Source organism: Thiothrix subterranea, assembly GCF_016772315.1.
Lineage (GTDB): Bacteria > Pseudomonadota > Gammaproteobacteria > Thiotrichales > Thiotrichaceae > Thiothrix > Thiothrix subterranea.
The window spans coordinates 2,458,224-2,484,693 of record NZ_CP053482.1 but is presented as its reverse complement, the minus strand read 5'-3'; the positions used below and the strand labels follow the sequence as shown (position 1 = coordinate 2,484,693).

Annotated in this window: 30 protein-coding genes; 13 read left to right on the top strand and 17 right to left on the bottom strand. The window is 52.2% G+C overall.

The features are described 5' to 3' along the window. Positions 1-13 precede the first annotated feature (13 nt). Positions 14-670 (bottom strand): hypothetical protein, encoded by a 657-nt coding sequence (locus HMY34_RS12250; RefSeq protein ID WP_202715770.1) that lies wholly within the window; start codon positions 668-670, stop codon positions 14-16. A 160-nt stretch (positions 671-830) separates the two neighbouring features. Between HMY34_RS12250 and HMY34_RS12245 the strand changes: the two genes are divergently transcribed. From HMY34_RS12245 to HMY34_RS12230, 4 genes are all read left to right on the top strand, one after another. Continuing rightward, the gene (locus HMY34_RS12245) at positions 831-1,334 is read left to right on the top strand and encodes a helix-turn-helix transcriptional regulator (protein ID WP_202715769.1); all 504 of its coding nucleotides are present in this window, start codon (positions 831-833) and stop codon (positions 1,332-1,334) included. A 104-nt stretch (positions 1,335-1,438) separates the two neighbouring features. Continuing rightward, complete coding sequence (locus HMY34_RS12240; protein ID WP_202715768.1) at positions 1,439-2,518, top strand: efflux RND transporter periplasmic adaptor subunit; 1,080 nt, start codon at positions 1,439-1,441, stop codon at positions 2,516-2,518. Positions 2,519-2,521: 3 nt separating this feature from the next. Beyond that, positions 2,522-5,617, top strand: a complete 3,096-nt coding sequence (locus tag HMY34_RS12235) for an efflux RND transporter permease subunit (protein WP_202715767.1) — start codon at positions 2,522-2,524, stop codon at positions 5,615-5,617. A 17-nt stretch (positions 5,618-5,634) separates the two neighbouring features. Continuing rightward, entirely contained in the window at positions 5,635-6,042 is a 408-nt protein-coding gene (locus tag HMY34_RS12230) for a hypothetical protein (protein ID WP_202715766.1), read from the top strand. Positions 6,043-6,046: 4 nt separating this feature from the next. Here the strand turns inward: HMY34_RS12230 and HMY34_RS12225 are convergent, their stop codons facing one another. Continuing rightward, entirely contained in the window at positions 6,047-7,594 is a 1,548-nt protein-coding gene (locus tag HMY34_RS12225) for a hypothetical protein (RefSeq protein ID WP_202715765.1), read from the bottom strand. Positions 7,595-7,930: 336 nt separating this feature from the next. On the opposite strand from HMY34_RS12225, the gene HMY34_RS12220 reads away from it, so the two are divergent. Next, positions 7,931-8,443, top strand: a complete 513-nt coding sequence (locus HMY34_RS12220) for a DUF302 domain-containing protein (protein WP_202715764.1) — start codon at positions 7,931-7,933, stop codon at positions 8,441-8,443. An 11-nt stretch (positions 8,444-8,454) separates the two neighbouring features. Then, positions 8,455-8,967, top strand: coding sequence for a DUF302 domain-containing protein (locus HMY34_RS12215; RefSeq protein WP_202715763.1), 513 nt, complete (start codon positions 8,455-8,457; stop codon positions 8,965-8,967). A 46-nt stretch (positions 8,968-9,013) separates the two neighbouring features. Here the strand turns inward: HMY34_RS12215 and HMY34_RS12210 are convergent, their stop codons facing one another. The 5 genes from HMY34_RS12210 to HMY34_RS12190 form a co-directional block, all read right to left on the bottom strand. Then, positions 9,014-9,694: a DUF2202 domain-containing protein gene (locus tag HMY34_RS12210; protein ID WP_202715762.1), complete on the bottom strand. Its 681-nt coding sequence runs from the start codon at positions 9,692-9,694 to the stop codon at positions 9,014-9,016. A gap of 47 nt (positions 9,695-9,741) precedes the next feature. After that, positions 9,742-10,503, bottom strand: a complete 762-nt coding sequence (locus tag HMY34_RS12205) for a DUF2202 domain-containing protein (RefSeq protein WP_202715761.1) — start codon at positions 10,501-10,503, stop codon at positions 9,742-9,744. A gap of 84 nt (positions 10,504-10,587) precedes the next feature. Continuing rightward, positions 10,588-11,199, bottom strand: a complete 612-nt coding sequence (locus HMY34_RS12200; RefSeq protein ID WP_202715760.1) for a cytochrome b/b6 domain-containing protein — start codon at positions 11,197-11,199, stop codon at positions 10,588-10,590. A gap of 11 nt (positions 11,200-11,210) precedes the next feature. Then, on the bottom strand, positions 11,211-11,738 hold the full coding sequence (locus HMY34_RS12195) for a diheme cytochrome c (RefSeq protein WP_202715759.1): 528 nt from the start codon (positions 11,736-11,738) through the stop codon (positions 11,211-11,213). A gap of 4 nt (positions 11,739-11,742) precedes the next feature. Further along, entirely contained in the window at positions 11,743-12,159 is a 417-nt protein-coding gene (locus HMY34_RS12190) for a DUF1924 domain-containing protein (RefSeq protein WP_202715758.1), read from the bottom strand. A 165-nt stretch (positions 12,160-12,324) separates the two neighbouring features. On the opposite strand from HMY34_RS12190, the gene HMY34_RS12185 reads away from it, so the two are divergent. Beyond that, positions 12,325-12,849: a helix-turn-helix transcriptional regulator gene (locus tag HMY34_RS12185; protein WP_202715757.1), complete on the top strand. Its 525-nt coding sequence runs from the start codon at positions 12,325-12,327 to the stop codon at positions 12,847-12,849. A gap of 10 nt (positions 12,850-12,859) precedes the next feature. Then, positions 12,860-13,168 (top strand): hypothetical protein, encoded by a 309-nt coding sequence (locus tag HMY34_RS12180; RefSeq protein ID WP_202715756.1) that lies wholly within the window; start codon positions 12,860-12,862, stop codon positions 13,166-13,168. 20 nt (positions 13,169-13,188) lie between these two features. On the opposite strand, the gene HMY34_RS12175 is transcribed toward HMY34_RS12180, so the two are convergent. The 6 genes from HMY34_RS12175 to HMY34_RS12150 all read right to left on the bottom strand — a co-directional run bounded on the left by HMY34_RS12175 (position 13,189) and on the right by HMY34_RS12150 (position 18,063). After that, a complete protein-coding gene (locus HMY34_RS12175) occupies positions 13,189-13,701 on the bottom strand; it encodes a helix-turn-helix transcriptional regulator (protein ID WP_202715755.1) in 513 nt (170 codons plus the stop codon). Between the two features lie 115 nt (positions 13,702-13,816). Further along, positions 13,817-15,070 (bottom strand): FAD-dependent oxidoreductase, encoded by a 1,254-nt coding sequence (locus HMY34_RS12170; protein WP_202715754.1) that lies wholly within the window; start codon positions 15,068-15,070, stop codon positions 13,817-13,819. After that, the gene (locus HMY34_RS12165) at positions 15,070-15,513 is read right to left on the bottom strand and encodes a c-type cytochrome (protein WP_202715753.1); all 444 of its coding nucleotides are present in this window, start codon (positions 15,511-15,513) and stop codon (positions 15,070-15,072) included. Before HMY34_RS12165 ends, HMY34_RS12170 begins: the two co-directional genes overlap by 1 nt. A gap of 93 nt (positions 15,514-15,606) precedes the next feature. After that, positions 15,607-16,581, bottom strand: a complete 975-nt coding sequence (locus HMY34_RS12160) for a DUF5666 domain-containing protein (RefSeq protein WP_202715752.1) — start codon at positions 16,579-16,581, stop codon at positions 15,607-15,609. After that, positions 16,571-17,410: a DUF6502 family protein gene (locus HMY34_RS12155; protein WP_202715751.1), complete on the bottom strand. Its 840-nt coding sequence runs from the start codon at positions 17,408-17,410 to the stop codon at positions 16,571-16,573. Before HMY34_RS12155 ends, HMY34_RS12160 begins: the two co-directional genes overlap by 11 nt. A gap of 110 nt (positions 17,411-17,520) precedes the next feature. Next, positions 17,521-18,063: a cytochrome b gene (locus HMY34_RS12150; RefSeq protein WP_202715750.1), complete on the bottom strand. Its 543-nt coding sequence runs from the start codon at positions 18,061-18,063 to the stop codon at positions 17,521-17,523. A gap of 253 nt (positions 18,064-18,316) precedes the next feature. Between HMY34_RS12150 and HMY34_RS12145 the strand changes: the two genes are divergently transcribed. Together HMY34_RS12145 and HMY34_RS12140 are read left to right on the top strand one after the other, a co-directional pair. Then, positions 18,317-19,927 (top strand): phosphoethanolamine transferase, encoded by a 1,611-nt coding sequence (locus tag HMY34_RS12145; RefSeq protein ID WP_202715749.1) that lies wholly within the window; start codon positions 18,317-18,319, stop codon positions 19,925-19,927. Between the two features lie 144 nt (positions 19,928-20,071). Next, positions 20,072-20,263, top strand: a complete 192-nt coding sequence (locus HMY34_RS12140) for a hypothetical protein (RefSeq protein ID WP_202715748.1) — start codon at positions 20,072-20,074, stop codon at positions 20,261-20,263. Positions 20,264-20,336: 73 nt separating this feature from the next. On the opposite strand, the gene HMY34_RS12135 is transcribed toward HMY34_RS12140, so the two are convergent. Beyond that, a complete protein-coding gene (locus HMY34_RS12135) occupies positions 20,337-20,879 on the bottom strand; it encodes a pseudouridine synthase (protein WP_202715747.1) in 543 nt (180 codons plus the stop codon). Between the two features lie 71 nt (positions 20,880-20,950). Continuing rightward, positions 20,951-21,520, bottom strand: coding sequence for a hypothetical protein (locus HMY34_RS12130; protein ID WP_202715746.1), 570 nt, complete (start codon positions 21,518-21,520; stop codon positions 20,951-20,953). 211 nt (positions 21,521-21,731) lie between these two features. Between HMY34_RS12130 and HMY34_RS12125 the strand changes: the two genes are divergently transcribed. Genes HMY34_RS12125 through HMY34_RS12115 form a run of 3 tightly spaced genes read left to right on the top strand, consistent with a single transcriptional unit; the run spans position 21,732 to position 24,504 of the window. Continuing rightward, a complete protein-coding gene (locus HMY34_RS12125; protein ID WP_202715745.1) occupies positions 21,732-21,971 on the top strand; it encodes a FeoA family protein in 240 nt (79 codons plus the stop codon). A gap of 3 nt (positions 21,972-21,974) precedes the next feature. After that, the gene (gene feoB / locus HMY34_RS12120; protein WP_202715744.1) at positions 21,975-24,281 is read left to right on the top strand and encodes a Fe(2+) transporter permease subunit FeoB; all 2,307 of its coding nucleotides are present in this window, start codon (positions 21,975-21,977) and stop codon (positions 24,279-24,281) included. Beyond that, complete coding sequence (locus tag HMY34_RS12115) at positions 24,238-24,504, top strand: FeoC-like transcriptional regulator (protein ID WP_202715743.1); 267 nt, start codon at positions 24,238-24,240, stop codon at positions 24,502-24,504. The genes feoB and HMY34_RS12115 overlap by 44 nt, the downstream gene beginning before the upstream one ends. Here the strand turns inward: HMY34_RS12115 and HMY34_RS12110 are convergent. After that, entirely contained in the window at positions 24,501-25,370 is an 870-nt protein-coding gene (locus tag HMY34_RS12110) for an Lcl domain-containing protein (protein WP_202715742.1), read from the bottom strand. The genes HMY34_RS12115 and HMY34_RS12110 overlap by 4 nt on opposite strands. Before the next feature lie 184 nt (positions 25,371-25,554). After that, the gene (locus HMY34_RS12105; RefSeq protein ID WP_202715741.1) at positions 25,555-26,358 is read right to left on the bottom strand and encodes a hypothetical protein; all 804 of its coding nucleotides are present in this window, start codon (positions 26,356-26,358) and stop codon (positions 25,555-25,557) included. Between the last annotated feature and the right edge of the window lie 112 nt (positions 26,359-26,470).

Here is a 26,470-nt window from a genome sequence, read left to right as displayed (position 1 = left end):
TTTCCTGTTAACGTTACGTGTTTTTCTGGATACCTTTGGGAACGGGTTTCAACCGTGCCGCAATATACGTCTCGATCGCACTGCGGTCGATCGCGCACGCTTCGCTGGCAATGACCGCTTCGGCGAGTGGGCTGAAATCCACTTTGATATTGCCTTCAAAAAACTTGCCACTGATGCCCGTCGCATGGGCTTTTAAGAGCTGATAAGCGCACGCATCGGTAGCGACTTTTTCAACCAAAACATTATACCCAGAAACCGACACCCGCGTTTCATAACGGTGTTCGGTTTTCATGTAGGCATCGGCTAAGAACAGCTTATCCCACTCGCGGGGATTGCCGCCATTCGCCATAGACGTTCCCATGAACTCGATGTGTTTCTGGAGGTTTTCGGCTTGTTCTGCCGTTTGCGTGGCAATCAGCCATGATAGGGAATAGCTGGTATCCTCAAAACGAGCGCTCGGATTTTCCGCCGTGCCCGTATTGGTGTAAGCCGCATGATGGCTGGCAAGGTAATCAATGTAAGACTCGGTGGGTGCGCCGCCATCGCCATTACCGCCCGTCGCATTGCTCGCGCTGTTACCATTGCCGCCACCACCGCCACAACCGGCAAGTGCCAATAAGGAACACAACGTGACCACATACCCTGCCGCCGTACTCTTTTTCATTTTCATGCTGAACAATCCCATTCTCTGTTATCTGTATTACGAAAAGCGCGGGACTGTAACGGTTCAACCTGAAATGAAGCTGAAAATCTATTCCTTACTTTGCAGATGCCAGCGCATCCCCTAAAATCACCGCTCTTCCCTTCACAGCCCAATGGCCTATACCAACATGTTTCGTGCAAGAGATTTATTCATTATCGGCCTACTGTTTGTCGTTGCCGTGCTTCACACTTACGGTTTTACCCTTGATGTGCAAAAAGCGGATCGCCATGCTTTGCACATGAGCGTTGATGCCATCGTTGTGGTCATCTCCTTCGCGGGCGTAGGCTATTTGCTCTGGGAAAACTACCGCAAACATCAGGAAATCGAAGCCCTTAACCACCAGTTACACCATTCCCACACCCGTATTTCCGACCTGCACAAAAAACTGCAACAAGCGGGCAAAGGCTACATCGTGGTCATCCACGAACAACTCGACGCTTGGGAACTTAGCCCGACCGAAAAAGCCGTTGCGCTATTGTTGCTGAAAGGTTTGAGCTTTGAAGAAATTGCTGCCATCCGCAACACCAAGGAAAAAACCGTGCGCCAGCAAGCCATTGCCCTCTACCGCAAATCGGGGCTGAACGGGCGACACGAATTCGCCGCGTGGTTCTTTGAAGACTTTTTGAACTGATCAACAGTAGGGCAAATGCCCTAAAACGCCTCCGGCTGACCCTTTGCCGCCTGCCAAAGATTAATATAGGCTAATATACTCTGATCAAGACCCAACCAGAGTGAATGCCCGTGTTCCATAAAATAACGCCTAGCCTATTGAGCTTAGCCTTGCTGCTTCCCAGCATCGCCACCGCCGCCGTCATTATTCCCATGCCAGCGGAACAACGCAGTGCGCTCGGCATCGAGGTCACGCCACTCACCAGCAGCGCCAGCGCCAACACCGCGCTGGAAGTGAATGCGCAAGTGATGTTACCGCCCTCCAGTGTGCGCGTGGTCGCCGCACCCGCCGATGGGCTAATCACCACCTTACTGCATCAAGCCGGTGAAACCGTGAAGGCTGGTGACAAAGTAGCCTCGCTTTCCTCCCCCGACGTGGTGGAAGCGCAACGCCAATACCTGCAAGCCCGCCTCAAATACCAACTCGCCGCCGACAATGCCGCCCGCGACCAACGGCTGGCAGATCAAGGGTTAATCGCCAAAAATACCTGGCTGCTGACCCAAAACGACGTAAAGTTAGCGCAAGCCGATCAGGAAGCCGCGATTGCCACCTTACGCTTGCTAGGCGTTAAACCCGGCAGCGACAGCGCTGAAATCACCCTAACCGCCCCCATCAGCGGCTGGATACTGGAAACCATGGTCGAACCGGGGCAACGGGTCGAAGCCCCCGCCGCGCTGGTCAAAATCGGCAATTTGCGCCAACTCAGTTTAGAAATTCCCCTCACTCCCGCCCAAGCCAAAGACGTGCAAGCGGGGCAAACCGTCACCATTCGCGACAGCCAACTCAGCGGCACGGTTCGCGCCTTGCAACCCGCTTTGGATAATGCCCAAAACGTCATCGTGCGAGCGGATATAACGCAGGAAGACAGCACCACGCTACATCCGGGGCAAACCGTCAAAGTCACCTTGCAAAGCAGCAGCAATACCGATGCCGCCGCCGCCAGCATCCCCACCAGCGGCTTGGTCTGGGCGGGTGATCAAGCCTATGTATTCACCGAAAGCACCGAAGGTTTCACCCCAACCGCCGTCAAAATTGTGCAACAAAACGACAGCCAAGCCACCATCAGCGGCTTGCCAGCCGACAGCCGCATTGCCACCAAAGGCGTTGCTGCCCTCAAAGCCAAGTGGCAAGAGGCGGAGGAATAACCCATGCTGAATTGGCTCACTGAATTTTCCCTCGCACAACGCTGGCTGATCCTTGGTCTGACCGTGCTGCTGACCGTGTTTGGTGTCCGCACCTTTCAGGAACTGCCGATTGATGCGTTTCCCGACGTATCCACCACGCAAGTCAAGCTGATCCTCAAAGCCCCAGGCATGACCCCCGAAGAAGTCGAAGCGCGAATCGCCCAACCCGTCGAAACCGAATTGCTGGGGATACCCAACCAAGTCGTGTTGCGCAGTGTCTCCAAATACGCCCTCACCGACATCACCCTCGACTTTGCCGAAGGCACGGATATTTACTGGGCGCGTAGCCAAGTCGCGGAACGCTTTGCCAACGTCAAAAACGATTTGCCTGACAATGTGACTGGCGGTTTAGCCCCGATTTCCACCCCGCTCTCCGAAATTTTCATGTTCACCGTGGAAGGCGACTTGCCGCTGCAAGACAAACGCACCTTGTTGGACTGGACCATTCGCCCCCAACTTCGCGCCCTGCCCGGTGTTGCCGATGTCAACGCCCTTGGCGGACGTGCCACCACCTTTGAAATCACCCCCGATTTAGCCGCCCTCAACGCTCGTCACTTAACCTTGGACGATTTGCGTACCGCGCTGAACACCAATATCCGCAACGATGGCGCGGGGCGCGTCAATGAAGGCGAAGAAACGTGGGTGGTGCGTATCGAAAGTGGCATCAACGGGCTGGACGACTTGCGCCACATTGTCATCAAAAGCGTGGACGGCGTACCCGTCACCGTCGGGCAAGTCGCGCAAGTCACCCTCGGCGAACTCACCCGTTACGGCGCAGTCACCCAAAATGGCAAGGGCGAAGCGGTCGAAGGCTTGGTACTGAGCTTGCGCGGCGCAAATGCAGGGCAACTCACCACCAACATTAAAACCAAACTCGCGGAAATCAGCCAAACCTTGCCGCCCGGTGTCACCATTGAGCCGTTTTACGACCGTTCCACCCTCGTCGACAAAGCCATTCACACCGTCAGCAAAGCCTTGCTGGAAGCGTTTGTATTGGTCGGCATTATTTTGTTCGCGTTCTTGGGTAATTTACGGGCGGCGTTCGTGGTGGCATTGATTTTGCCGCTGTCGGTGTTAGGCACGTTCATTTTGATGCGCCAATTTGGTTTATCCGCCAACTTAATGAGTCTGGGCGGTTTAGCCATTGCGATCGGCTTGCTGGTGGATGCGGCGGTGGTGATTGTCGAAAATATCGTGGCACATCTGGCGCATGACGATGAAAAAGCCAAAACCCCGCAACGGCAAAAAGTCCTGTGGGCGGTGCAAGAAGTCTCCTCCCCCGTCAGTATCGGCATTGTCATTATTGCCTTGGTGTTCCTCCCGCTGCTGACATTGGAAGGGCTGGAAGGCAAGCTGTTTTCGCCGGTCGCGCTGACGATTGTTTTCGCCCTGTCCATTTCCTTGCTATTGGCATTGACGGTGATTCCGGTACTGGCTTCGTGGTTGCTGAAACAGGCTGCGCACAATGATCCGTGGCTATTGCGTGTATCGCGCCGCGTGTACTTGCCGGTGTTAGATGCCGCGTTAAAACGCCCTAGCTTGGTTTACATCCTGACCATCGCGGTGATGTTAGGCGCAGGCGCTACTTACCCCTTGATTGGTAAAACCTTCATGCCGACGATGGATGAAGGCGACTTGCTGGTGCAATTGGAAAAACTGCCCTCGATCAGTCTGGATCAAAGCGTCGCAACCGACTTGCGAGTGCAACAAGCCTTGTTGGATAGCATCCCAGAAATTGAGCGCATCGTCGCACGGGTCGGCTCGGACGAACTCGGTCTTGACCCGATGAGCCTGAATGAAACAGACAGCTTTCTGGTATTAAAACCCCGCGAAACGTGGCGAACGCCGGATAAAGAATGGCTGCAAGAAGAAATCCGTCAAGTGTTGGAAAAATTCCCCGGTGTGGGTTACAACTTCACCCAACCGATTGATATGCGCGTCTCCGAAATGCTGACCGGCAGTCGTGGCGATGTTGCCATCAAAATTTTCGGCACGGATCTGGCGGTATTGGGCGATCTGGCACAACAAATTGTCACGATTTTGGAGAAAATCCCCGGTGCATCCGACGTTTACACCCAGAAAAACGCGGGGGTGCAATACCTGCGTGCCGAAATTGACCGCCAAGCCGCCGGACGCTTTGGGCTATCGGTAGACGACATTGCCAGCCTGCTACGCACCCAGCTCGAAGGTGAAATTATCGGTATAATCCAGCAAGAAGGGCGACGCATTCCGCTGCAATTGCGCGGTTCTGCCGAATTGCGCCAAGCGCCCCAAGCCTTGCAGCAAATCCGCCTGACACTTCCTGATGGGCGCATTATCAGCCTTGATCAAGTGGCAAAACTCGTCCGCACCGAAGGCCCCGTGGCGATTAAACGCGAAAATGCAGGGCGTTTCGTGGTGGCACAAAGCAATGTGGCGGGGCGCGATTTGGTGAGTTTTGTGGAAGAAGCCCAAGCTGCCGTCGCCGCCAAAGTGACCTTGCCGACCGGCTACAGCATTACGTGGGGCGGGCAATTCGAGAACCAGCAACGCGCGGCGCAACGCTTGCTCATTGTCGTGCCGATTGCGCTTGCCATGATTGGCTTGCTGCTGTTTCTGACGTTTCGGGATGTGCGCCAAACCGTTCTGGTGATGGCGAATGTGCCGTTGGCGTTGATTGGTGGCATTTTTAGCTTGGGGATTTCTGGGCAATATTTATCCGTACCCGCGTCGGTAGGCTTCATTGCACTGCTGGGGATTGCGGTACTCAACGGCGTGGTATTGGTGACATTTTTCAACCAATTGCACCAGCAAGGCTACCGAGGCACGGCGGTGGTACGCGAAGGGGCGTTGCGCCGCCTGCGCCCGGTATTGATGACCGCCAGTATTGCCGCTTGGGGTTTAGTGCCGTTGTTATTTGCCACCGGTCCCGGCTCGGAAATTCAGAAACCGCTGGCAACGGTGGTGATCGGTGGATTGCTTAGCGCGACGATGTTGACGCTGATTTTGTTGCCACTGCTGTACCGCCAGTTTGTGCTGAAGGGTGAAAAATCCCGTATGCCTGCCGAACAACACCCTTAATTTAACGGAGACTCCCTATGTTTAAACCTAGCTGGCTGGTGGCGGCTGCGCTATTGCCGCTCATGACGGCTTGCACCACTCACCCGCTGGTGGCAGACAACGCCGAGACGCTGTTTACCACCAACACACAAGCGGCAGCCGTGGCATTTCGCTCCTTGCGGGTGGAAAGCGATGCGAATGGCGCGAAAACTGCCATCAAAGGGCAAATCCACCGCACCGGACGCAATCCCGTACACTTCGGGCATGTCGATTACACGGTGCTAGATACCAACGGCAAGGTGCGCGAAACAGGCTGGGTAGAACATTCTTCTGCCATCCGCCTGCGGAATACGCATCGACCGTCGTTGTTCAGTATTGGGTTGAAACAGCCGTTAGCCGTGGGGGAAAAAGTGCAGTTGACCTACCACACAGGTAGCCATCCTTAACCCGTTATGCGCCAAACTGGAGGAAAAACGGCACAAACAAGGCTTTCACTTGCTTGGTACGCGCCACAATCGCAGCCGCATCATTCGCGGCCAACGCAGCGGCTAAGGCTTCCAGATTCTTGGTTTGTGCCGTCAGGGAAGTATTCAACGCTGCCTGTTTTTCGGCACTGAAAGCGTAGAGCGCAGGGTCGAGCTGTTGCACGGCTGTGACCATTTTTGGCATTTCAGCCTGCAAGACTGGCAGGGTTTGCGCAATAATCGCGGTGATTTCAGCGGTCAATTGGCTGCCATCCATCACATTATTCACCGCCGTCAATGCAGGCTCAAAACCGTGATGGTAACGGGTAATCGGATCCATCACCCACGCATAATTTTCCAAGGTACGCAGTGCCAGCAATTGCATCCGAATATCTTCCAGCGGTTCGTGCGCGGGCGTGATGTCGCTGGGGAAATCGCCTGCTGCCAAGGCTGCCGCCAACGCGGTTTTTGAGGCGGCAATATTGGCGTTGATGGCGCTGAAATACGCCGTCCAATTCAGCGGGGTTTGCAAGGTCACGGGATAACGGCCGGGCGTGGTGGCTGAACCCAACACATTCCAACGGGTTTCCAAGGTGGTTAGCGCGGTTTGGGCGGCTTGCACATTTTCAAAGGTGGCGGCGGTGTTATTGCTGGCAAACAAGGCGGGAATGTAGGCTTGATCAAACGCGACCCATTGCGGCGCAGAAGGGCTGAGAAAATCGCCATACGCGAGGAACAACTTCACAAACAACGGCTTCACTTTGTTCGCGGCGGCTAGGATAGCAGCATTATCATTGAGCAAGAGCGCGTCTTGCAGTGCCGTATTATTTTGCTTGGAAGCACTTACAGCGGCTTGTATCCCTTGGGTTTTTGCAGGGGAAAAACCGAACAGCTCGCTGTCAATCTTGCGTGCTGCCAAGGTGTTAAAGGCGTTGGTGTAGTTAGCCAGTTGCACGGTCAAATCGGCTTTGTGCTGCTGTGTCAGCAAGGTAGGCGTGGTTGCACCCGTGAAGGCGGCGACCACATCGCCCATGCTCCGATGTGCCAAGGTCAGGGTATCCATCACATCGTCAACACCATTATCACGGCGCATTTGCAGCATAACGGTGCGGATGTCTTCGAGATGTTCGTGGGCAGCACTAAAATCGGCGGGGTACGCGCTGACTTGATCCAGCGTATTGTTGGCGGCTAACAAGTGCGTATCCACGGCAGGTTTGGCAGTGGCTGCGGGTGGAAACGTGGCGGCACTGTTAACCACGAAGGCTTGCCAGCGGCTATCCAAACGGCTCAAGGCGGCTTTGCCTGCGGCGGCAACCGGCTGGGGGGCAGCCGTGTTATTGGTGTAAAACAAGGCAGGTACGTAAGCACGGCTCACTTGCGCCATTTCCGCTGTCAATGCGGGGGTCATGCCTGTCGTGGGGGTGCTGCTCAGTGTGGTGGTATCAGTGGCGAGGTTGGCGGGGCTGTCTGAATTATTGCAAGCAAACAGGCTCAAGGTCGCCAATAAGGTCGGGAAAACAATACGGTATTGCATAGCGGTAACACTCCATCCTAGTGAACATTTATCTTTATTAAAGACATCAGCCATTGCAGTATAGTCTTAAGGAACTGCACCATCGGCTTAATTTTTGTCTAAAAACTCAGCACTTAGGACATTTTCCGGATACTATTTCACAATAGCGTAAGCCTGTTACTAAAACATCCTCACCAGAAACCTTAATTATTCTGATCAGAACAACCATTAATTTATAAAATAATAATATGCTTATCTATCTAGTGAACTAATTTTATTCGGGTAATTTTTTTAAGCTATGCTAGGCTTTAGTTATATTAAATTTACAAATGAAGACCGCTTAGGAGATCCCACGTTATGCTAAAAAAAGTTATCACCCTGTTTGCACCCATCGCCCTCGCCAGCATGGTTGCCTTTTCATCCGTTCAGGCATCCCCTACCCCTGATGCTTCGGGCATGTTTTTGGAAGATGTATCCCCGGTGAAAGGTCAGGCTGCCTTTGTCAACGCCATAAAGCTATTCAAGGAAGAAGTGACTGCTGCGGGCTGGTCATTACTCGGCACAGATAATGTGGCGGGTGTCTTGTCCGAGCGTGGTTTTACTGTCCACCCAGTCATGGTGTTTTCCGTTTGTAGTGGCAAATACAGTTCCAAACTGTTGGCAAAAGATGAAACACGTTTCATTGCCTCCATGATCCCTTGCAGGGTCGCCATTTACATGAAATCCGATGGCACAGTGGTCATTTCGCGCATGAACTCTGTCGGTATGGCACAAATGATCGGTGGCGAAGCTGGCAGCGTCATCCAGCAATCCGGTACTGATATGGAAGGTATTATTGCCAAAACCATGAGCCGTTTAAGCACCAACTAACAGGGGGCAGTATGGTTGTGAAAACCTTGGCAGCTATCCTCCTGACGGTGGCGAGTTTGCATTTGGCTGGATGCGGCAACGATGACACCAGTACACCGCCAGCAACATCAACCAATAACGCACCCTTGTTTCTGGAGGACGCCAGCCCTAAAAACCTGACAGCAACCAGTGCCGCTTTTCAGGCAGCAGCAGTGGCTAATGGTTGGAGCATTCTTGGCATGGACAATATCGGCGAGATATTGGCAGAACGTGGTTACAGTGTTGCGCCAGTGCTGGTATTCCAAGCCTGTAGCGGCAAATATAGCTCCAAACTGTTGGGCAGCGATGACACCCGTTTTGTCGCCTCCATGATCCCCTGCCGTGTCGCCCTGTACCAAAAAAGCACAGGTGAAGTCATTATTTCCCGCATGAACTCCGTCAGCATGGGGGACAAGATCGGTGGGGAAGCGGGCAGTGTTATGAAACAGTCAGGGCAGGATATGGAAACCATCATCCAAAACACCCTGAGCAAGCTCAAATCCTGAAACAAACTGCCTGCTATCGGTATTGCTCCGGTAGCAGGCGCATTACTTACATCCCTCGGCCTTGCCCTCTACCTTGTCCACGCCCATTACCAGCGCCTTGTCCGCCTCGCTCATTTGGGCTGTTAACGATGGCATCCACTTCCGCTTGTGGCATGGTTTGCGCCACATACGTCACGCCTTGGCTTTTAATTTGCCCAACAAACGCTCGCAGGTGATTGCGTGACGCACGCATCAGATTGTCGTAAGTGCTGAGAAGATCGGGGCGGGTGGTTTCACGCATGGATTTTTGCAAGTCCACAATATCCACTTCCTCAATCAACGCACCGACGTACAGCGCATCCAAGGCGGAGGTTTGTCCACGCGCCATTAGCGTTGCGTACAATGCTGCCAAATCCACATTCTGGAACACGCCGACGGCATCATTGGTCACAGGGTCAGCAATCCGATAGGTTTGCAGCAAGGCTTTGACTTTATCGGTATGTTGCTGTTCAGATTGAGAAATATTGTTAAACACGGGCAATTGCCATTGCTGATACAGGCTGATGTACGCATCGCGTGCCAATTTTTCTTCCTCGCGCATGAAACGCAGGGATTGGGTTTCAGCGGCGCTCAATACCTGAGCTTGCGCTTGCTGCTGCCCGTTGCCTTTGGCAAACGTGGGTGTGGTCAACAGACCTGTGCAAGCGATGGCAATCATGCCTGCGATGAGTGTTTTACGGAATGTCATGGGGATATTTCCTTGTATTTATGATTGGGGGGTAACAGTTGTCGCCGTTATTTGCCGCATTGCTCTTCGGGGCTGTTGACGATGGCATCGACGGTGGCTTGTGGAATGACTTGCGCTTGGTAATCCACGCCGTTTTTCTCAATTTGCCCCACGAATGAGCGCAAATGGTTGCGTGAACCGCACATCAAGTTGGTGTAGGCGACAATAATATCGGCGGGTTTGCTGCCAGCGTTGGCTTCGTCGATGGCTTCTTGCAAATCGTTAATGTCAAATTCTTCGATGAAACCGCCCACCAGTAAACCGTCATTCAACGAAGTAGAGCCGCGCATGACCAAATCTTGGTACAGCCCCAGCAATACCGGGTCAGTGAATGCGCCAATGGTGTCGATCACTACAGGGTCTTGCAAATTGTAGGTATCAACCAGCGTTCCCATCACATCCATGTGTTGCTGTTCGCTGTTGAGGGCGATGTTTTGGAAAGTTTTAGTACCCCACTTGTTGAAGAGCGTGAGGTAAACGTCGCGTGCCAGCTTTTCTTCTTCGCGCACGAATAGCAGCGTGGCGGTTTCGTCGGCTGTCAGCGTAGTGGTTGTGCTGGGCGTGGTGATGGTGGTGGTATCATCCGCAACGCTGGTAGTCGCATCATCCGCATCGGTAGTGCTGGCTGTTGCAGCGTCCACAACAGACGCTGCCGCAGCCGCAGCCGTTGTGGTGAGTGCGGTAGTATCAGCAGCGCTACTACCACACCCAACCAACAACGTGACGGCACAAGCCAACAGCGCATGACGGGTCAGGGTTAAGGTTTTCATGGTAAGTCTCCAAACAATTCAATTAATGTATGTTTGTAGACTAACCGGCTTATCTGAAATGAAGCTGAAAATCCCCCAATCGCATCACACCAAATACCACCCCAAGAAACCCACGATTGCCACCAGCAACACCACACCCAAACCAACATGCGCCCGTGTAATACCGACTGCTGTGGCAGATTGCTTGTAGCCGGTAAACATCGCCCGCACCAAATTTTCCCGATGCAACACACTGCTAATCAACACCCCAGCAATGTGCACCAGCACCACCACCAACATCAGATTCGCGGCGATTTCATGCAATTCCTCCATAAAATCTTCATCACCGATTTCCCATTCCAAGCCCAGCCCGCTGACACTGATCAGCAAGCCCAACGCCAATAGCGCAAAAATCGCCACCCCACCTGCCGGATTATGTCCTACGTAATGCTGCGGCTGCTTGCTCAGCAAGCCCAGCAAATACGCTTTCACTTGCGAGGGCGTAAAGGTAAACGCGCTGAAACGCGCATACGCCGTTCCCACCAGCCCCCACACCAAGCGAAACACCAACAGCCCCAGCAAGACATACCCCAAGGCCAAATGAATATCGCGGTAACGTTCCGATTCCGCCGTCACATACGCCCCGGCAAAGGACAACGCTAACGACCAGTGAAACACCCGTGTCGGCACATCCCACACTAAAATACGTTGCAACATGGGAACTCTCCTTAACGTGGAATTTTAATGAAATCTTCGTCGTAATTGCCCTGTTCCGCCGTGGTATGGCAAGCCGCACAATTGGAAGGGCTGCTTACCCGCTTCCACACCGCAGGGGATAATTCGTCGTAATGTTCATGCACAAACCAGCGCGTTTCAGTAATGCGCAACGCCGATTTGCCCTCTGCCGCCGCGTATTTGCGCTCAGAACCGGCATTTTGTTCCAAAAATGGCAAAATCTCGGCAATGGTGGCGGCATCCAAACTCGCATCCGTGCCGAAATGTTGCCCCAGATTGCCCATGATTTCGCGCCAGCCACTGGCGGGTAATAACTTCGCTGGGTACGCAAGGTGACACTCCGCGCATTCGGTTTTCCAGGCAGGTGGCATCGCTGCCGAAGTATCGTTGCCTCCGCCTTTTTCACGGTATTCATCGCCGTCATCATCCGCCGTCACCGGCAAACTGGCGACACTGCCTAATAGCAATGCCCCTAACACCCAAGTCATCACACGGTTACGCTTGATTTTTAACATTGTCATGCCCTCATTGAATGCTCAGTAAATAGGTCAACACATCGCCTTTTTCCAGCGACGTACAGGTGCGCTCCAACACATCGTTGCAATTGCGTTTGAACCACTTTTCCACCTTTTTCGGGTTGGTGAAACGCTCGGCATTCGCACTCGGTGCTAATGGCTCGATGCTTTTAGCGGTTTTGTCGTGTTTGCCCATAGCGGCAGGATTGCTGGTATGGCAAGTCGCACAACTCCAGTCGTTGGCGTGCGTCTTATTGAAAAATTGCTCGCCGCGTTGCGAATCAAACGCTTTGAAATCAGGGCTTTCTGCTTGTGCCTCCGCCTTGTAACCGTCCAACAGTTGTTGCGGCGTGTCTGCCCATGTTGGGGTACTGCCGCACACGCTGCCTACGAGGATAAGCCAGCCGTATAATTGATGACGTTGCATCTCAAAAACTCCATAAACCTAACAATAGGCTTAGAATGCGCTAACATCAGCAGTTAACGCTATCCGCCAACCGTCCATTAGCCGTCAGGCATTTAACCGATAGCCAAGGCTTGGGACAGTTGCCTACAATGCTTTACCCACACATTAGCGAGAAATGTCACCACCATGGCGCGTTACAAAGATCACTTTTTGCTGTTTATTTTGATTTTACTGGCAGCTCCCTATCTGCTTAATTTTATTCATGAATTTACTGAAGATTATCACGGTATCAATTACCTGATCATGGAAGGCATTATCACCTTGCTGGCGCTGTGCGGTGCTTCTATTGTGGTTTGGCAAATGCGGCAGCGTTACCAAGAAAACAAGGAATTGCACCGTACCTTAACGCTCACTCGTGCCGATTTACAACACGCGCATAGCGATCTTGACGCGCTCAATACAAAATTACGTGATACCAGTAAACAATACAGTGCCGTGATTCAAGAACAACTCACTGCGTGGGATTTAACCCCCAGTGAAAAAGCCGTGGCACTGTTATTGCTTAAAGGTTTGAGCTTTGAAGAAATCTCCAGCGTGCGCGATACCAAGGAAAAAACCGTGCGCCAACAAGCCAGCAGCATTTACCGCAAATCGGGGTTGAATGGACGGCATGAATTTGCGGCGTGGTTTTTTGAAGATTTTCTCGGTTAAGGAGCTTTTCATGCACAATACGGTTATTAACACCACACGGGAGGCGCTTGTCACCATCAGTAGGCATTCCCGCAGTTTTTCAATGTTGGTCATTCAAGACGATTCGGCGCTGAAAAACTTGATTTGCAGCTTTTCGGAACAGGATCAAGAACTCTATGCGGCGGTCATCGCCCCCGCTGATGATCGGCAACGGCTGGCACACCGTGTGGTGTCGTTTTTGAGTGCGCATTTGCGCATTAGCGATACACACGCGATGGAACGTGAAATTTTGCGCTGCATCGAAAGCTGTTTATCGCACAGCAAGGCGTATTCAAAATGACACTTGCCGTCGGATTTATCTTAATGCAGGAAATCCTCAAAAAACCATGCCGCAAATTCATGCCGCCCACTCAGCCCTGATTTGCGGTAAATCGCGGTTGCCTGCTGGCGCACGGTTTTTTCCTTGGCATCCCGAATACCGGCGATTTCGTCAAAACTCAAGCCTTTGAGCAACAGCATGGCAATCTCTTTTTCGCTGGGCGTAAATTCCCAAGTGGTTAATTGCGCTTGAATCACCTCGCTGTATTGGCGGCTGGCTTGACGTATTTTGTCATCCATCGCGTTCAAGTCTTTGCGGGTCGTTTTTAGCTGACGCCGTAACACATCCGCTTCGCGACTTCGCTGCTGAATCACGCGAATCAAGAATGCAATCCCCAACGTCGAGGCCAGAATCACAAAAGCTTCTAAGGTAAGATTCCAAATACCGTAATCACCGTCGAGATACTCGCCATAATCGTTGTAAAAATCGTAGATATTCAGCAGGGTAATAACGACCAATAAACTGATAAAAAACAACTCACTAGCACGGGGCATGTCGTGCACTCCTTCCTTGGCAGCTATTGAAAAAACAAGCACTTTGGTTGGCTAGTTAAGCCCCGGTGCTGATCACAACACCGGGGCTTTTATTGTCATCATTAGCCAGAAGAGATTACGCGAAGGTGTCGTTAAACAGATTCGTTGTCCAATCAAACATGCGGTTGTAATACTTATTGCTGGGCGCAGCGGCAGCACCGAAGGATTCCGGCACCAGTTTCATTGTGCCACTTGCCAAATCATACGCATACACGGCGGTTAACCACGAAGCCGTATCACTGGAAATCGGGCTGTAACACGCCGAATTGGTCACAGGCGCAGCATAAGGTTGTTGACCTGCCAATAAGCGCAAAATCGCATCCGCACACACTTTGGCTTCTGCATTGGCAATATGCCCCGCCTTGGGTTGCCCCGTGCCTTGCGAGTCACCCAATATGTGAATATTCGGCACGGCAGTGGATTCATAACTCAAAGGATTCACCCCAGCCCAACGCCCGCCACCCACATTTGCCAACCCTGACTTCGTGACCAAATCGCCCGCGCGGTGCGGTGGAATCACGTTCAACACGCTGGCTTTGAATTCGCCTGCACTGGTGTACGCAATCTTTTGATCAGAATCGACGCTCTGCAAGGTCGCATTCGGTACATATTGCACCCCGTATTGCGCAAACGCAGTGCCAAAAATGGTCGGCTCAACCGTAATCGCGGGGTTAGCATCCAACACCACAACTTTGGAGCCGGGTTTATTGATGCGTAACCAATCCGCCACCACGCAAGCCCGTTCATACGGCCCCGGCGGGCAACGGTAAGGGGCAGCAGGAATGGTCATCACAAACGTGCCACCGGCTGGCATCGCCGCGATTTGTTGTTGCAACAACGTCGTTTGCGCCCCCGCTTGCCAGGCATGAGGGATTTTATTGCTGTCTAAACCCGGTACATCCATGAACTGAATTCCCGGCGCAACAATCAAGCGGTCGTAATTCAGCACCGCGCCGTTGCGCAAGGTAATCGACTGGTTGGGCGCATTAATGCTGTCCGCCCATTCCTGAATCACTTTCACCCCGTATTTTTGCGCCAAGGTGTTGTAATTGAAACTGATCTGCCCAAGGTTGCGTTGGTTGTTTAACACCAGATTGCTGAGAATCGGGGAGTAATACGTGGCATTACCCTCGACCAACGTCACATCAATCGCGTTTGACCAATAGCGCAAATATTTCGCAGCGGTTGCGCCAGCAAAGCCACCACCGACCACCACCACATGCGGACGAGCATCGGCTGCTTTGCTCAGTTGGCTAAAGGTTAACGTTGCAGCAGCGGCGGATGCCAACCCTAAGGTTTGTAAAAATTGACGACGATTTAGGTTAGCCATTAGTCATTCCCTCCATTGGGGTCTTTTGGCAGAGCAGACAAGTATTGCGCCATGGAGCGGATTTCGTCTTCGCTATAGCCTTTGGCTTGGTAGTGCATAATGTCGACTTTGGTGCTGTATTTCATTTCCAGCATTTCTTCCACCAAACTGGCGGCGCTTTCTCCGGCAATGCTCTCAATACCGCTGGCAGAAACGCCATTCATGCCGTGGCATTGGAAGCATTGCGAGGCCAGCAAGCGTGAGCCATCCGGGGCGGTGATCGCAGGGGCAATACTGCCGCTCGCCGTGGTCGTGGTTGTCGTGGTGGTATTAGCTGTCCCGGTTGTGCCGGAATCATTATCACCACTGCTGGTAGTGCCGGTAGTGGTGCTACCGCCGCCACCGCAGGCGACAAGTAAAGCCCCTAGCGCAAGTGCTAAAGGAATGTTTATACTGGCTTTCATGAGGTTTTCTCCATTTGCCATTTACCAAAGTGCTTACCCAATCACTGGGTGAGTTGTTGAATGCTCCGGTACTCGTAATACCGGAGCATTTTTTTAAAAACCAAAATCTTTGAGTGACACTTCATCCGCCACCAACACGCCTTGCGCATTGATTTGTCCGTCTACTTCCACCAAAGCGTTTAAGCGCAGCGCACTGGCAGCACCATCCTCGAATTCGGTATTCGCCGTCGTTACCACGGCTTGCCGATTGACGCTAAAATCAGCGATAGAAACAAAGCGTGTGACTACTCCTTCCAATTCCACCTCCACACCCGCATCAAGGCGGTCGTGGTCATCTTCGAGTTCCACCTTGCTGGCTTGCAGCTTGCTACCTTGCAGAGGTTGAAGGGTTTGCACTTCCACATACTGGTCATTGGCAAGCGCCACCGCCCCAAAGTCTTCCAACAGCGCCTGCGAATAATCCACGGTCAAACCACCCATTTGGAACGTCTTATTCCGCCCATCCAACTGGCGGATGATGCCTTTGACTTCCAGCGTCGCCCCCGGCACATAGTTGGTTTGTTTGAGGGTAATACTGGTTGCTACCAATACATCCTGCCCGTCGCGCACCCCGGAAACTTCCACCACATTGCCCGTCATCAGCTCGGCAAGCAGGGTAAAACCGTGGAACACCGTCAGAGCATTGACCCGAATCACCTGCCCCATAATGCCAACCGTAACCCCATCGGTGGAAACATGCGTAACCGTGCCTTCCAGCTCATTGCTGAACGCCACCTCGCTGGCCTTGCCTGTCGCACCGTCGGGGTTAATCTGGCCTTTGACCGTGACGTATTCACCAATGCGGTATTCGTTCTGCCCGCTGGCAGGCTGACCGTTGCGAATCAGGGTCGCCTGCTCAATGTCGTATTTCACACCATTGACAACAATGCTCCCAAAACCGGTAATCGGCCCGCTCGAAATCCCTGTGCCGCCAATGCCACCCGTCGCAAGCTGCGTGAAGTTGCTTTCGCCACACGCCATCAACAGCGTTCCGAGCAATAAAGTGGCAAACCCTGTTTTAAACGTCATCGCTGTTCCTGTCCTCTGGCTGCGCGGCAACCGGCTCCTCGAAATAGTAAATGCCGACCCCGGCACGCATACAGCCCGTACCCTCAACCTGCGGGTTACTGTCCCGGTCTTGGGTAGCGAGGTATGCATTGAATTTGATGAGCAAATCCAGCCCATCCCTAGCAACCATTGCCTTGAAAACCGGCAATGCTTCCACGGGTAAGTTGTCATAGCTGACCTTGCGCTGGAAATGCAGTTGGCTGCGTTCCTGAGTTGTCAGGTTATGAGCAATGGTATTCATCAGGGCTGCCACGTCAGTTCCCAAAATCGACAGCTTTTCTGCCTCATCCGAATGCGGAATGTAGCCAGCCGCCATCAATTGCACCTGCCCCGCCGCATCCCGTTGCACCGCCCCTACCCGTTCCATTTCCTGAAACATGGCGCGGGTCGGCATATCCCCGCTGTAGCGACTGACCAACGCCGCAAAACTGCCGCGCTCACCGTGCAGCGGCAAGTGCGCCGGTTTGCCCTCAGCATCCAGAAATTCGGCATCAGCCAGCCAGCCGGTCATGACCCGCGCTCCTCGGTTATAGCTGCCGGTAGGCGCATCCACGTCCACCGCTATTGCCTGCCGTAACTGGGCAACTTCCTTGCGGGTCAGCCCGGTAGCAATCGCAATCCTTGAGGTAGTGGGACGTTCGCCCGCTGCTGCCAACACGTCTTCTGATACCTCCACGTAAATCTGCTTCAACATCTCATTCAGCTCACCCACTGCCACACCCTTCCGGTGCAGGATGCGCACCAGCGGTTTTAGGATGTGGCGAATGGCGTACTTCAGTATGTTTTCCATAATTTGGGAATTTAGTCCCAAAATTACCCCCCTGTCAAAGCCGCATTGCTGCCAGAATTACCACCTGAGACATTTGCGCGATAAGGCGGCACACATGTACCACGCCCCGTTTATCCACGCGCGGGCAGCATCCGCAGCAAGGTGTTGTCACGCTGGATGTAATGGTGATAAAACCCCGCCAGTGCATGGAAGCCGATTAGGAAATAACCGCTGGTTCCAACAATCTCATGCAAACCCTTCAGCGATTCCGCCAATGCCTTGTCAGGCGCGATCAGTGCAGGCAATTCCAACCCCAACCAGATCACCGCTTTGCCTTCGCCACTCAGCACCGCCCAGCCCAATATCGGCATCGCCAGCAATAAGGCATACAGCGCAACATGCATCACGCTTGAAAATAACCCTTGCCAATACCCAATAGACGCTGCCTTGGCTGGTGGTGGGTTCATCCAACGCATGACCAAACGCAGCAAGGTCAAACCAAAGACGCTCAAGCCCAGCATGAAATGCCAGCTTTTCAGGGCATTGCGCGGGTCACTGCCTTTGGGATAAAACTCACGCAACTCAATGCAGGCATACACGGCAATCAACAGCAGCAAGGTCAGCCAATGCAAGGCGATAGGGAACGGTTTGTAACGGGACATCGTGTCAGACATGGTATTTCTCCTGGGTTCAACGTAAATGGTGTTCGTTGAGGTAGCTTGCGGGAAACATTCCGTGTTACCAACCGACAAACCTCACAAACCGTAAGCCAATGCATCAGCCAAACGGCTTACACGGTTTGCCCCATGAATCACACGCGGTAAATATTGCCCGGCATACCCCCCAATAAGACATTCGCCGGATTCATTCAGCTCGATTGCTGTTAGAATGCGCAGTTTTTAGCAATATTCTGGCATCACCGTGTTTTTGAAATTCCCCTGGTCTCCTGCTCGTCTCATTACTGTTGTCGCCTTGTTTGTGACAGTGGCTTACAACCAAACCTTATTTGCAGAATTGCATTCACGCCTCAATGTCTTCTCATGGGATGCGGGTGGTTTTGTGGTAACGCTATTTGCCTTGATGTTGGCATTGTTGGGGGTGCCGCTGTTGCTGCTGGCGCAAAGCGTTTTACTCAAGCCGTTATTGATGAGTGTGGTGATGTTGGCGGCGGTATTGAGCTATTTCACCGATTCACTGGGTATCGTGTTTGACGTGGATATGATCCGTAACACTGCCGAAACCGTGCGTGACAATAATCAGCAAGAAGCACGCGAACTCCTGTCCCTCCCCCTTATTTTGCATGTTTTACTGTGGGGCGTAGCACCCAGCATTGTCATCGCACTAATCCCCATGAAGCGCCACCAACGTTGGTGGCACGGCGCGGGCATTCGCACCGCTTATGCCGTCGGCTTGATAGTCATCGCGACGGGCTTGTTTGTGGTGAATAACAAATATGCGACATTTTTCGGGCGTGAGAACGCCGGGTTAAAAGTGTATATCACCCCGTTGTTTGCACTGCATTCGAGCTATCGCTACTTCGACACCTTATACGCAGGCAAAGCACAACCGTTTGTCACCCTCGGCAATGATGCTCGCCAACAAAAAGCAGCCCCACGCCGCACCATCGGCATTATGGTGGTCGGCGAAACGGCGCGGGCGGATCACTTTTCCTTGAATGGTTATGCTCGCCCGACGAATCCGCGTTTAAGTCAGGAAACCTTGGTCAGTTTTGCAAACGTCGCCTCCTGCGGTACCTCCACCGCTTATTCCGTGCCGTGCATGTTCTCGTTTCTTGGGCAGGCCGATTACTCCCCTGAAGCCGCCGATAGGCAGTCGAATGTGTTGGATGTGCTGCAACACGCGGGCGTTAAAGTGGTCTGGATTGATAACAATTCCAGTTGCAAAGGCGTGTGTGCTCGCATTGAAAATACCAATATGACCCAAAACGCCAATCCAGCAGATGATCTGTACAGCGATCACGGTTATTACGACGAAGCGATGCTCACCGATTTGCCGCGTTATGTGGCGGGAGATCAGGACGTGTTAATCGTCTTGCATACCCTTGGTAGCCACGGCCCGACTTACCACAAACGTTACCCGCCGGAATTTGCGCAATTTCAGCCGTATTGCCAACACGACACCCCGCACACCTGCTCTTCCGAAGAGGTGATTAATGCCTATGACAACACCCTTTTGTATACCGATTACGTGTTGAGTAAAGCGATTGACTGGCTAAAATCACAGAGCGCTCAGGCCGATACGTTCCTGCTGTATGCGTCTGATCACGGGGAATCGTTGGGTGAAAACGGCATTTACTTGCACGGCTTGCCTTATTTACTCGCCCCCAAAGCACAAACGCACATCCCGATGTTATTGTGGCGACCCGAAAGCTATTGGCAACAAAATCCGCAAGCTTGGTCAACCTTACAGACCAAAAAATCAGTGGAATTGTCGCATGATAATTTGCCGCATAGCCTGTTAGGGATATATGCAGTGCACACCGGCGTATACCAAACGGGGCTTGATTTGTTACGTTAACTTAAAAATTCAAGGTAAATCTTGCAAAACGTGTTAGCCATCACAGAAACGGCGCAATAGTTGGGAGATAATTCCTCCCATGCAATCACTGCAACCCATTAATGCCAGATGACCTGATTAAACCGTAGCGTAGGAGCGATAAAAATGTTCAAGTTTGCCGTCACACTCACTTTATCACTGACCGTTTTTGCTGCGGTTGCAAGCTCTGATCAACTCGCATCGGCTTCCGCTACCAAAAGCACTGTTCAAGTTATTGTTCAAAATGAGGCGATTGCACCAGGGTTGTGCCGCCTGCATTTTGAAGATGCCAGCACCAAAGACGTTGCTTGCAAGTAAACCAACACCGCGTCAACACGGTTTTTATGTCCCCGCTTTACCTCTCTGATCGACTCCGGAGAGGGGGCGGGGATTATTTTGTTTGTTCACGCCATTCCCCACTCGCCAAACCATCCAGCGTCCACTGCCCAATCCGATAACGAATCAAGCGCAAGGTAGGAAAGCCAATCGCGGCGGTCATGCGCCTTACCTGCCGGTTACGCCCTTCACTAATGGTAATTTCCAACCACGTATCAGGAATGCTTTGGCGCACCCGAATCGGCGGTACACGCGCCCACAAACCGTGCGGCTCAGCCATGACGCGCACTTCTGCCGGACGAGTCATGCCATCTTTCAAACGAATGCCTTGGCGTAAGGGCTGCAAATCGGCATCGGTTGGCGCACCTTCGACTTGCACCCAGTAGGTTTTGCTGGTTTTGTGTTTGGGGTCGGCAATGCGGTGTTGCAAACTGCCATCATCGGTTAGCAGCAGCAAGCCTTCGCTATCGCGATCAAGACGCCCGGCGGTGTAGACATCCGGCACGGGAATGTAGTCGGCGAGTGTCGCCCTGCCTTCCTGATCGGTAAATTGGCAGAGTACGTCAAACGGTTTGTTGAATAAAATAATGCGGGGCATAACAACACTGGTGAATCCATGACGCCAGTATCATACCAACATTATGCCCCGCCTGCCCCCTTTGCCCTTCCTTATCCTTGGTGATGCAAAGCTTGCATGACTTGCTTATTGCGAATTTCCAGCCTGACTTTGCCATCACCTAAATCTTTGAGCGTGGCTTCGTCGGTCTCGCGCTGCCACAACACACCCGTGGCTTTTGCCTCATCGGGCTTGCCAAACAGATTCAGAATTTTTTTGCCGTGCGCGTCGTACAAGGCTTCGTAATCACCGCTCGTATTCAGTTGCAATTCCAAACTGCATAACTGGTCTTCCACAAAGACAGCTTTGAAGAAACCGAGTGGCTCATTCCATAATTTGCCGACAGTGCCATTGGTTGGCGTGGCGGTGCATTCTTCCAAGCGGTAGGCTTTGCGTTTGTCGCCTAGGCCGGTTTTGCCGGGTTTGCATTCCATCGGCTGATTGAGCAACGCCTGCAATTGCTTGGCTGCCTCTGGGCGTTTTTCGCCTAGCTTCACGGTATCCAAGCCGTAACGGTCAATCGAGGTATCATCGGGTGCGGATAGCATGTCTTGTTCCAGCCGCTCACATCCCGCTAAGGCGAACAAGAGCAACGCTGACACACAGTAATGAATTATTTTCACAGTAGCCCTCATAAGCTGTGGCGGAAAAATACCTCCCCGCCTAATGTTCGGGGAGGAAGATTGTCGGAGGAGTCCACGACTTGATACCAGCGTATCAATGCCTGTATCACCGATTATGACCGATGATTATTTAAAATGTTCAACGCAACTTGAATATTAAGAAAATGTGATATAAATTTGAGAATCATTTTCAGATGCAGGTAGCCAGCGCATGAGCTTAGCCGATGCCCAACCTCTCTCGACCTTGACGGAAAGCAGTTCCGCCCACATCCACGTCATCCAAACCGACAATGCCACACGCATCCGCTTATTAGGCATGGGTATTGGCAAAGGTTCACGCATCGACGTATTGCGCAACCGCAATGGCGATATTGTCTTGGGCAATGGTAACAATCGCATCAGCCTTGGGCGTACTATTACCGATCACATTATGGTTCACGTGCAGGAGTAAGCCATGGCGCAGGAATGTTGTAACGCCAACGAAAAACGGTGTCCCCGAAACGCCCTGCATCGTGAAGTTGCCTTGCTCGGCAACCCCAACGCGGGCAAAACCACGCTATTCAATTTGCTCACCGGCGCACGCCAACGCACCGGCAACTGGCCGGGTGTCACTGTTGAACGCAAAGAAGGCCAATGCCGTTTGCTCAACGAAGATTTAAATGTCGTTGACCTCCCCGGCACGTATTCACTCGATTACAGCGACACCTCGGCGGATGAGTTGGTGGCGCGTCAGTTTGTGCAGCAATACCCGGATTACTTGTACATCAATATTGTGGATGCCAGCACGCTGGAGCGCGGCTTATACCTCACGCTGCAATTGCGCGAGTTGAACGTACCCATGATCGTGTTACTCAATATGATGGATGTAGCCGAACGGCGCGGCAGAAAAATTGACGTGCAAGCCTTGCACGAGCGGCTGGGTTGTCCGGTAATCCCGGTTTCGCTGCGCCAAGACAAGGATTTGCACCCGGTTCATCACGCGATTTGCCACTACATTCCCAGTTATTCCACCCTGCATTTTGACATTGCCTACCATGCAAGTATTGAAAACGCGCTGCAACACTTGCAAAAGCAAGGCATGTCACGGGTTGACGCGCTGTTAGCCTTGCAAACCCAGCAGACCGCGCCAGAAATTGCGCCCCTGCATCAACAAATAGAAGCGGAAACGCACGAGGAACTCGATTTTTTGCTGGCAGATGCCCGCTTTGATCTGGCAACCCGCATTGCGCAAGACGTGACGCAAGAACGCGGTAAAATCAGCCGCACCCTTTCCGATAAAGTCGACCGCTGGGTGCTGGGTCATTGGACAGGCATTCCCATTTTCTTGGTCATGATGTACTTGCTATTTCTGTTCAGTATCAACCTTGGCGGCGCGTTCATTGATTTCTTTGACCTCAGTGCGCAAACCTTGGCAGTCGATGGGGTACGGCATCTGTTGAGCAGCATTAGCACGCCCGAATGGTTGATTACCCTACTGGCAGATGGCTTGGGTGGTGGCTTGCAAGTGGTGGCAACCTTTATCCCAATTATTGCGGCACTGTATCTATTTTTGACCTTGCTGGAAGAATCCGGTTACATGGCACGCGCCGCCTTCGTAATGGATCAGTTTATGCGCAAGCTGGGCGTATCCGGCAAAGCATTCGTGCCACTGATTGTGGGCTTTGGTTGCAATGTCCCCGCTATCATGGCGACTCGTACTTTGGATAGCCCACGCGAGCGTATCCTCACCGTGTTAATGGCACCGTTCATGTCATGCGGCGCACGCTTAGCCGTTTATGCCTTATTTGCGGCAGCTTTTTTCCAGAGTGGTGGGCAAAATATTGTGTTTCTGCTGTACTTAATCGGGATTGGCTTTGCGATTCTCACCGGCTTGATTATGCGTAAAACCTTGCTACAAGGCGGCGCTGATCATTTCGTGATGGAAATGCCAACCTACCAAGTACCGGGTTTACGCAATATTTTGATCAATACCTGGAACAAGTTGCGCGGCTTTATTGTTGGCGCGGGCAAACTGATTGTCATGGTGGTCATGGTGATTAACGTGGTCAACAGCTTGGGTACTGACGGCAGTTTCGGCAACCAAAATACCGAAAAGTCGGTGTTGAGTGCCGCCGCTAAAACCATAACGCCGGTATTTGCGCCAATGGGGATTCAGCAAGACAATTGGCCTGCCACCGTTGGCATTGTCAGCGGCTTGCTGGCAAAAGAAGTGGTTGTTGGCACATTGGATGCGTTGTACAGCCAGATGAATACTGGCGCGGAACTTGCGCCCGAAACCGCGCCCGTTTTCAGTGTCAGCGCGGGTTTGCAAGATGCCTTGGCAACCATTCCCACCAACCTCGCCGAGGCGCTGGCGAATGTGGGCGACCCCTTGGGTTTTGGGGCGATTGATGCCGAACCTGAAGTCAGCAGTGCCACGTTTATTGCGATGAATCAGCATTTTGATGGCAAAATCGGGGCGTTTGCTTATTTGCTGTTCATCCTCATGTATTTTCCGTGCGTGGCAGCGACTGGCGCGATGTACCGCGAAGTTGGGGCGCGTTGGGCATTGCTGGGTGTCACTTGGAGCACCGGCTTGGGCTACGGGGCGGCAACGGTGTTTTACCAGAGTGCGACCTTCAGCCAACACCCCACACAATCATTGTTGTGGGTAACAGCGATGCTTGGTACGTTTGCGGCGGCGGTGTATGCTTTTTATCGAGTGGGGAACAAATCAGATGCTATTAGGGGAAATTCGCGATTACCTGCAACAGCGCGGTAGCGCCAACTTGACGGAAGTTGCTACCCATTTCGACATTGCGGCGGATACGGCGCGTTTTGCACTGCACTATTGGCAACGTAAAGGCAAAATTCGCGAACAAGCAGCGGGTACTTGTAGCAGTGGCGGCTGTGGCTCAAACAGTTGTGGCGGCACTAAGGCCGCCACACACTACGAGTGGGTGAAGCGCGATGTGCCGCTCCACTGGTTTCCTACCCGCTCTTAATCAGCGATCAGACGGATGTGGTCATTGATCTGATCAACCATGTTATGCGCTTTAATTTGACCGTTTGCCAATTTATTAGAGAAGCTTACCGCTTCGCGTTGCGACGGCGCCCCAGCAACTGCGGTAGCAGACCAATATGCATACACAAACGGACGACCATCGGTATCGCTACCATCGAATGCAGTACTGCCCAAATCACTGTAAATATAAGGTGCAGTGGTCTTGCTAGTATCCAGCAATCCTAACAATTCAGCCGATGTAGGTAAGCGCCAAGTTGTTTTGTTACACAAGCCTTTGCCAGTATTCATCGCATTCACAGCCTTGACATAAGCGTCTGTATTACACTTGGTCAATGCGGAACCCACACCCGAACATGCACTTGTCGCTACAGTCGCATTGGAAATGGCAGGCGTACCAGCGGTGGAGCCGACATTAACACCCCAGAAGTAACCGTAATCGACATCACGGAAATCAGATTTTGCTACATCAGCAGCATTGGTTTTTACTTCCCAGAACTTCTTGGTTTGAGAGTCCTGAACACAACCGATCGTTTGAACGCCATCTGCCACGTAAGCAGCACCTGTGAGATTTAGCTTAGTAAATGTTTTCGCCGCAGGCGTTGTGGGAGTAGTCGTAATCGGCGTTGTAGGGGGAGTCGTAACAGGAGTAGTTACAACTGGTGTTGTTGGAGTAGTTACAACTGGTGTTGTTGGAGTAGTTGTAATCGGTATTGTATCAGCCGTTGCCGCCGTGCCACCGCCGCCGCCACAAGCAGTCAGTAGAGAAGCGGAAAGTGCGACTGCCAAGAAAAGCCCACTTTTCTTATAAAAATTAACGTTAGATTGTACTGTTGTTAGCTTAGTCATTATCCTGCCCTATAAGATGATTAGTCGATGAGTTACATTTAATAGATAACAATAATATTTATAGCATAGTATAGAAGAAAAGCAGATTTTTTTGATATATGCGTAATAATTTTTATGATAAGTGGTGGACAGGGCGACAACATGTAGAGCGAAGGGAAGCCCCTTCGCCCTTACTTAAAGCATATTATTCACAAATCAAGCGAATGTGACCAGCGAGATCTGACCCAACCGCCGGAGCCATTCCCAATAAACTAATCGCATCAACGCTGCTGCCAGCGGGAATTGAAACACCGTAAGCAACTTGGCGTGCATCACCAGAGTTAAAGTAGAAACCATCAGCCACAATATCAGGGAAGAAAGCAGCCGGTGGCATATAACCCGTAGCCGTGCTTGTCACTTTGCCAGCAGTGGTTGGCACACCCGCAACAACAGGTGTTAAGAATGCGTCAGGAAAGCTCAGATAAATCAATTCTGGATGCGTGGGCAAACGGCAAGTCCGGGCAGTGCCGCAAGGAGGAGCTGCCGCTGCATTCACTGCTGCAACATAAGCATCAGGCGAACATGCCGTTAATTTGTCACCGCACGCACCGGCTGCACCTGTTTTCGCATAAGTCCAGTCCTTATCACGCAAACCAGCATCGTCAGTTTTGACTTCCCAGAAGTTACCAAGCAGCTTGTCTTGCACACATGACCACGATGTTGCAGAGTCATCCAGCAAAGAACCGGTGCTATCAAACTTGCAGAAACGGGGATCAGCACATTTGGCGGCGGCTGGCGGTACTACCGGTGTAACGGGTGGTGTAACCACTGGAGGATCAACAGGCGTAGGCGCAGGAACGGTAGGGCTAACCGCATTATTTGCACTGCTTGCATCACAATCGCCGTCACAATCACACGCACTCAGTAGGGATGCACACAAAACCATCGCCAACACCAGGCCACTTTTTTTAATTACTGGGATTTCTTTGGGAGCAAAAACTTCTGGCATAACTATTATCCTAATATATTCTAAACAAAGAAATTTCAGCCATAATCATTCAGGCTAAAAAAGGTTATAGCACAGCCCAGAAAAATCGCTGGCACATTTTCATCGCAGCGAT

Coding starts and splice junctions, on each gene's coding strand:
- HMY34_RS12205 (WP_202715761.1), bottom strand. CDS start 10,503: ATGAAAACCTTAACCCTGACCCGTCATGCGCTGTTGGCTTGTGCCGTC.
- HMY34_RS12180 (WP_202715756.1), top strand. CDS start 12,860: ATGCACAATACGGTTATTAACACCACACGGGAGGCGCTTGTCACCATC.
- HMY34_RS12220 (WP_202715764.1), top strand. CDS start 7,931: ATGCTAAAAAAAGTTATCACCCTGTTTGCACCCATCGCCCTCGCCAGC.
- HMY34_RS12210 (WP_202715762.1), bottom strand. CDS start 9,694: ATGACATTCCGTAAAACACTCATCGCAGGCATGATTGCCATCGCTTGC.
- HMY34_RS12215 (WP_202715763.1), top strand. CDS start 8,455: ATGGTTGTGAAAACCTTGGCAGCTATCCTCCTGACGGTGGCGAGTTTG.
- HMY34_RS12165 (WP_202715753.1), bottom strand. CDS start 15,513: ATGAAAGCCAGTATAAACATTCCTTTAGCACTTGCGCTAGGGGCTTTA.
- HMY34_RS12115 (WP_202715743.1), top strand. CDS start 24,238: ATGCTATTAGGGGAAATTCGCGATTACCTGCAACAGCGCGGTAGCGCC.
- HMY34_RS12240 (WP_202715768.1), top strand. CDS start 1,439: ATGCCCGTGTTCCATAAAATAACGCCTAGCCTATTGAGCTTAGCCTTG.
- HMY34_RS12230 (WP_202715766.1), top strand. CDS start 5,635: ATGTTTAAACCTAGCTGGCTGGTGGCGGCTGCGCTATTGCCGCTCATG.
- HMY34_RS12135 (WP_202715747.1), bottom strand. CDS start 20,879: ATGCCCCGCATTATTTTATTCAACAAACCGTTTGACGTACTCTGCCAA.
- feoB (WP_202715744.1), top strand. CDS start 21,975: ATGGCGCAGGAATGTTGTAACGCCAACGAAAAACGGTGTCCCCGAAAC.
- HMY34_RS12140 (WP_202715748.1), top strand. CDS start 20,072: ATGTTCAAGTTTGCCGTCACACTCACTTTATCACTGACCGTTTTTGCT.
- HMY34_RS12155 (WP_202715751.1), bottom strand. CDS start 17,410: ATGGAAAACATACTGAAGTACGCCATTCGCCACATCCTAAAACCGCTG.
- HMY34_RS12195 (WP_202715759.1), bottom strand. CDS start 11,738: ATGACAATGTTAAAAATCAAGCGTAACCGTGTGATGACTTGGGTGTTA.
- HMY34_RS12190 (WP_202715758.1), bottom strand. CDS start 12,159: ATGCAACGTCATCAATTATACGGCTGGCTTATCCTCGTAGGCAGCGTG.
- HMY34_RS12125 (WP_202715745.1), top strand. CDS start 21,732: ATGAGCTTAGCCGATGCCCAACCTCTCTCGACCTTGACGGAAAGCAGT.
- HMY34_RS12110 (WP_202715742.1), bottom strand. CDS start 25,370: ATGACTAAGCTAACAACAGTACAATCTAACGTTAATTTTTATAAGAAA.
- HMY34_RS12185 (WP_202715757.1), top strand. CDS start 12,325: ATGGCGCGTTACAAAGATCACTTTTTGCTGTTTATTTTGATTTTACTG.
- HMY34_RS12200 (WP_202715760.1), bottom strand. CDS start 11,199: ATGTTGCAACGTATTTTAGTGTGGGATGTGCCGACACGGGTGTTTCAC.
- HMY34_RS12150 (WP_202715750.1), bottom strand. CDS start 18,063: ATGTCTGACACGATGTCCCGTTACAAACCGTTCCCTATCGCCTTGCAT.
- HMY34_RS12235 (WP_202715767.1), top strand. CDS start 2,522: ATGCTGAATTGGCTCACTGAATTTTCCCTCGCACAACGCTGGCTGATC.
- HMY34_RS12160 (WP_202715752.1), bottom strand. CDS start 16,581: ATGACGTTTAAAACAGGGTTTGCCACTTTATTGCTCGGAACGCTGTTG.
- HMY34_RS12250 (WP_202715770.1), bottom strand. CDS start 670: ATGAAAATGAAAAAGAGTACGGCGGCAGGGTATGTGGTCACGTTGTGT.
- HMY34_RS12245 (WP_202715769.1), top strand. CDS start 831: ATGTTTCGTGCAAGAGATTTATTCATTATCGGCCTACTGTTTGTCGTT.
- HMY34_RS12105 (WP_202715741.1), bottom strand. CDS start 26,358: ATGCCAGAAGTTTTTGCTCCCAAAGAAATCCCAGTAATTAAAAAAAGT.
- HMY34_RS12170 (WP_202715754.1), bottom strand. CDS start 15,070: ATGGCTAACCTAAATCGTCGTCAATTTTTACAAACCTTAGGGTTGGCA.
- HMY34_RS12225 (WP_202715765.1), bottom strand. CDS start 7,594: ATGCAATACCGTATTGTTTTCCCGACCTTATTGGCGACCTTGAGCCTG.
- HMY34_RS12175 (WP_202715755.1), bottom strand. CDS start 13,701: ATGCCCCGTGCTAGTGAGTTGTTTTTTATCAGTTTATTGGTCGTTATT.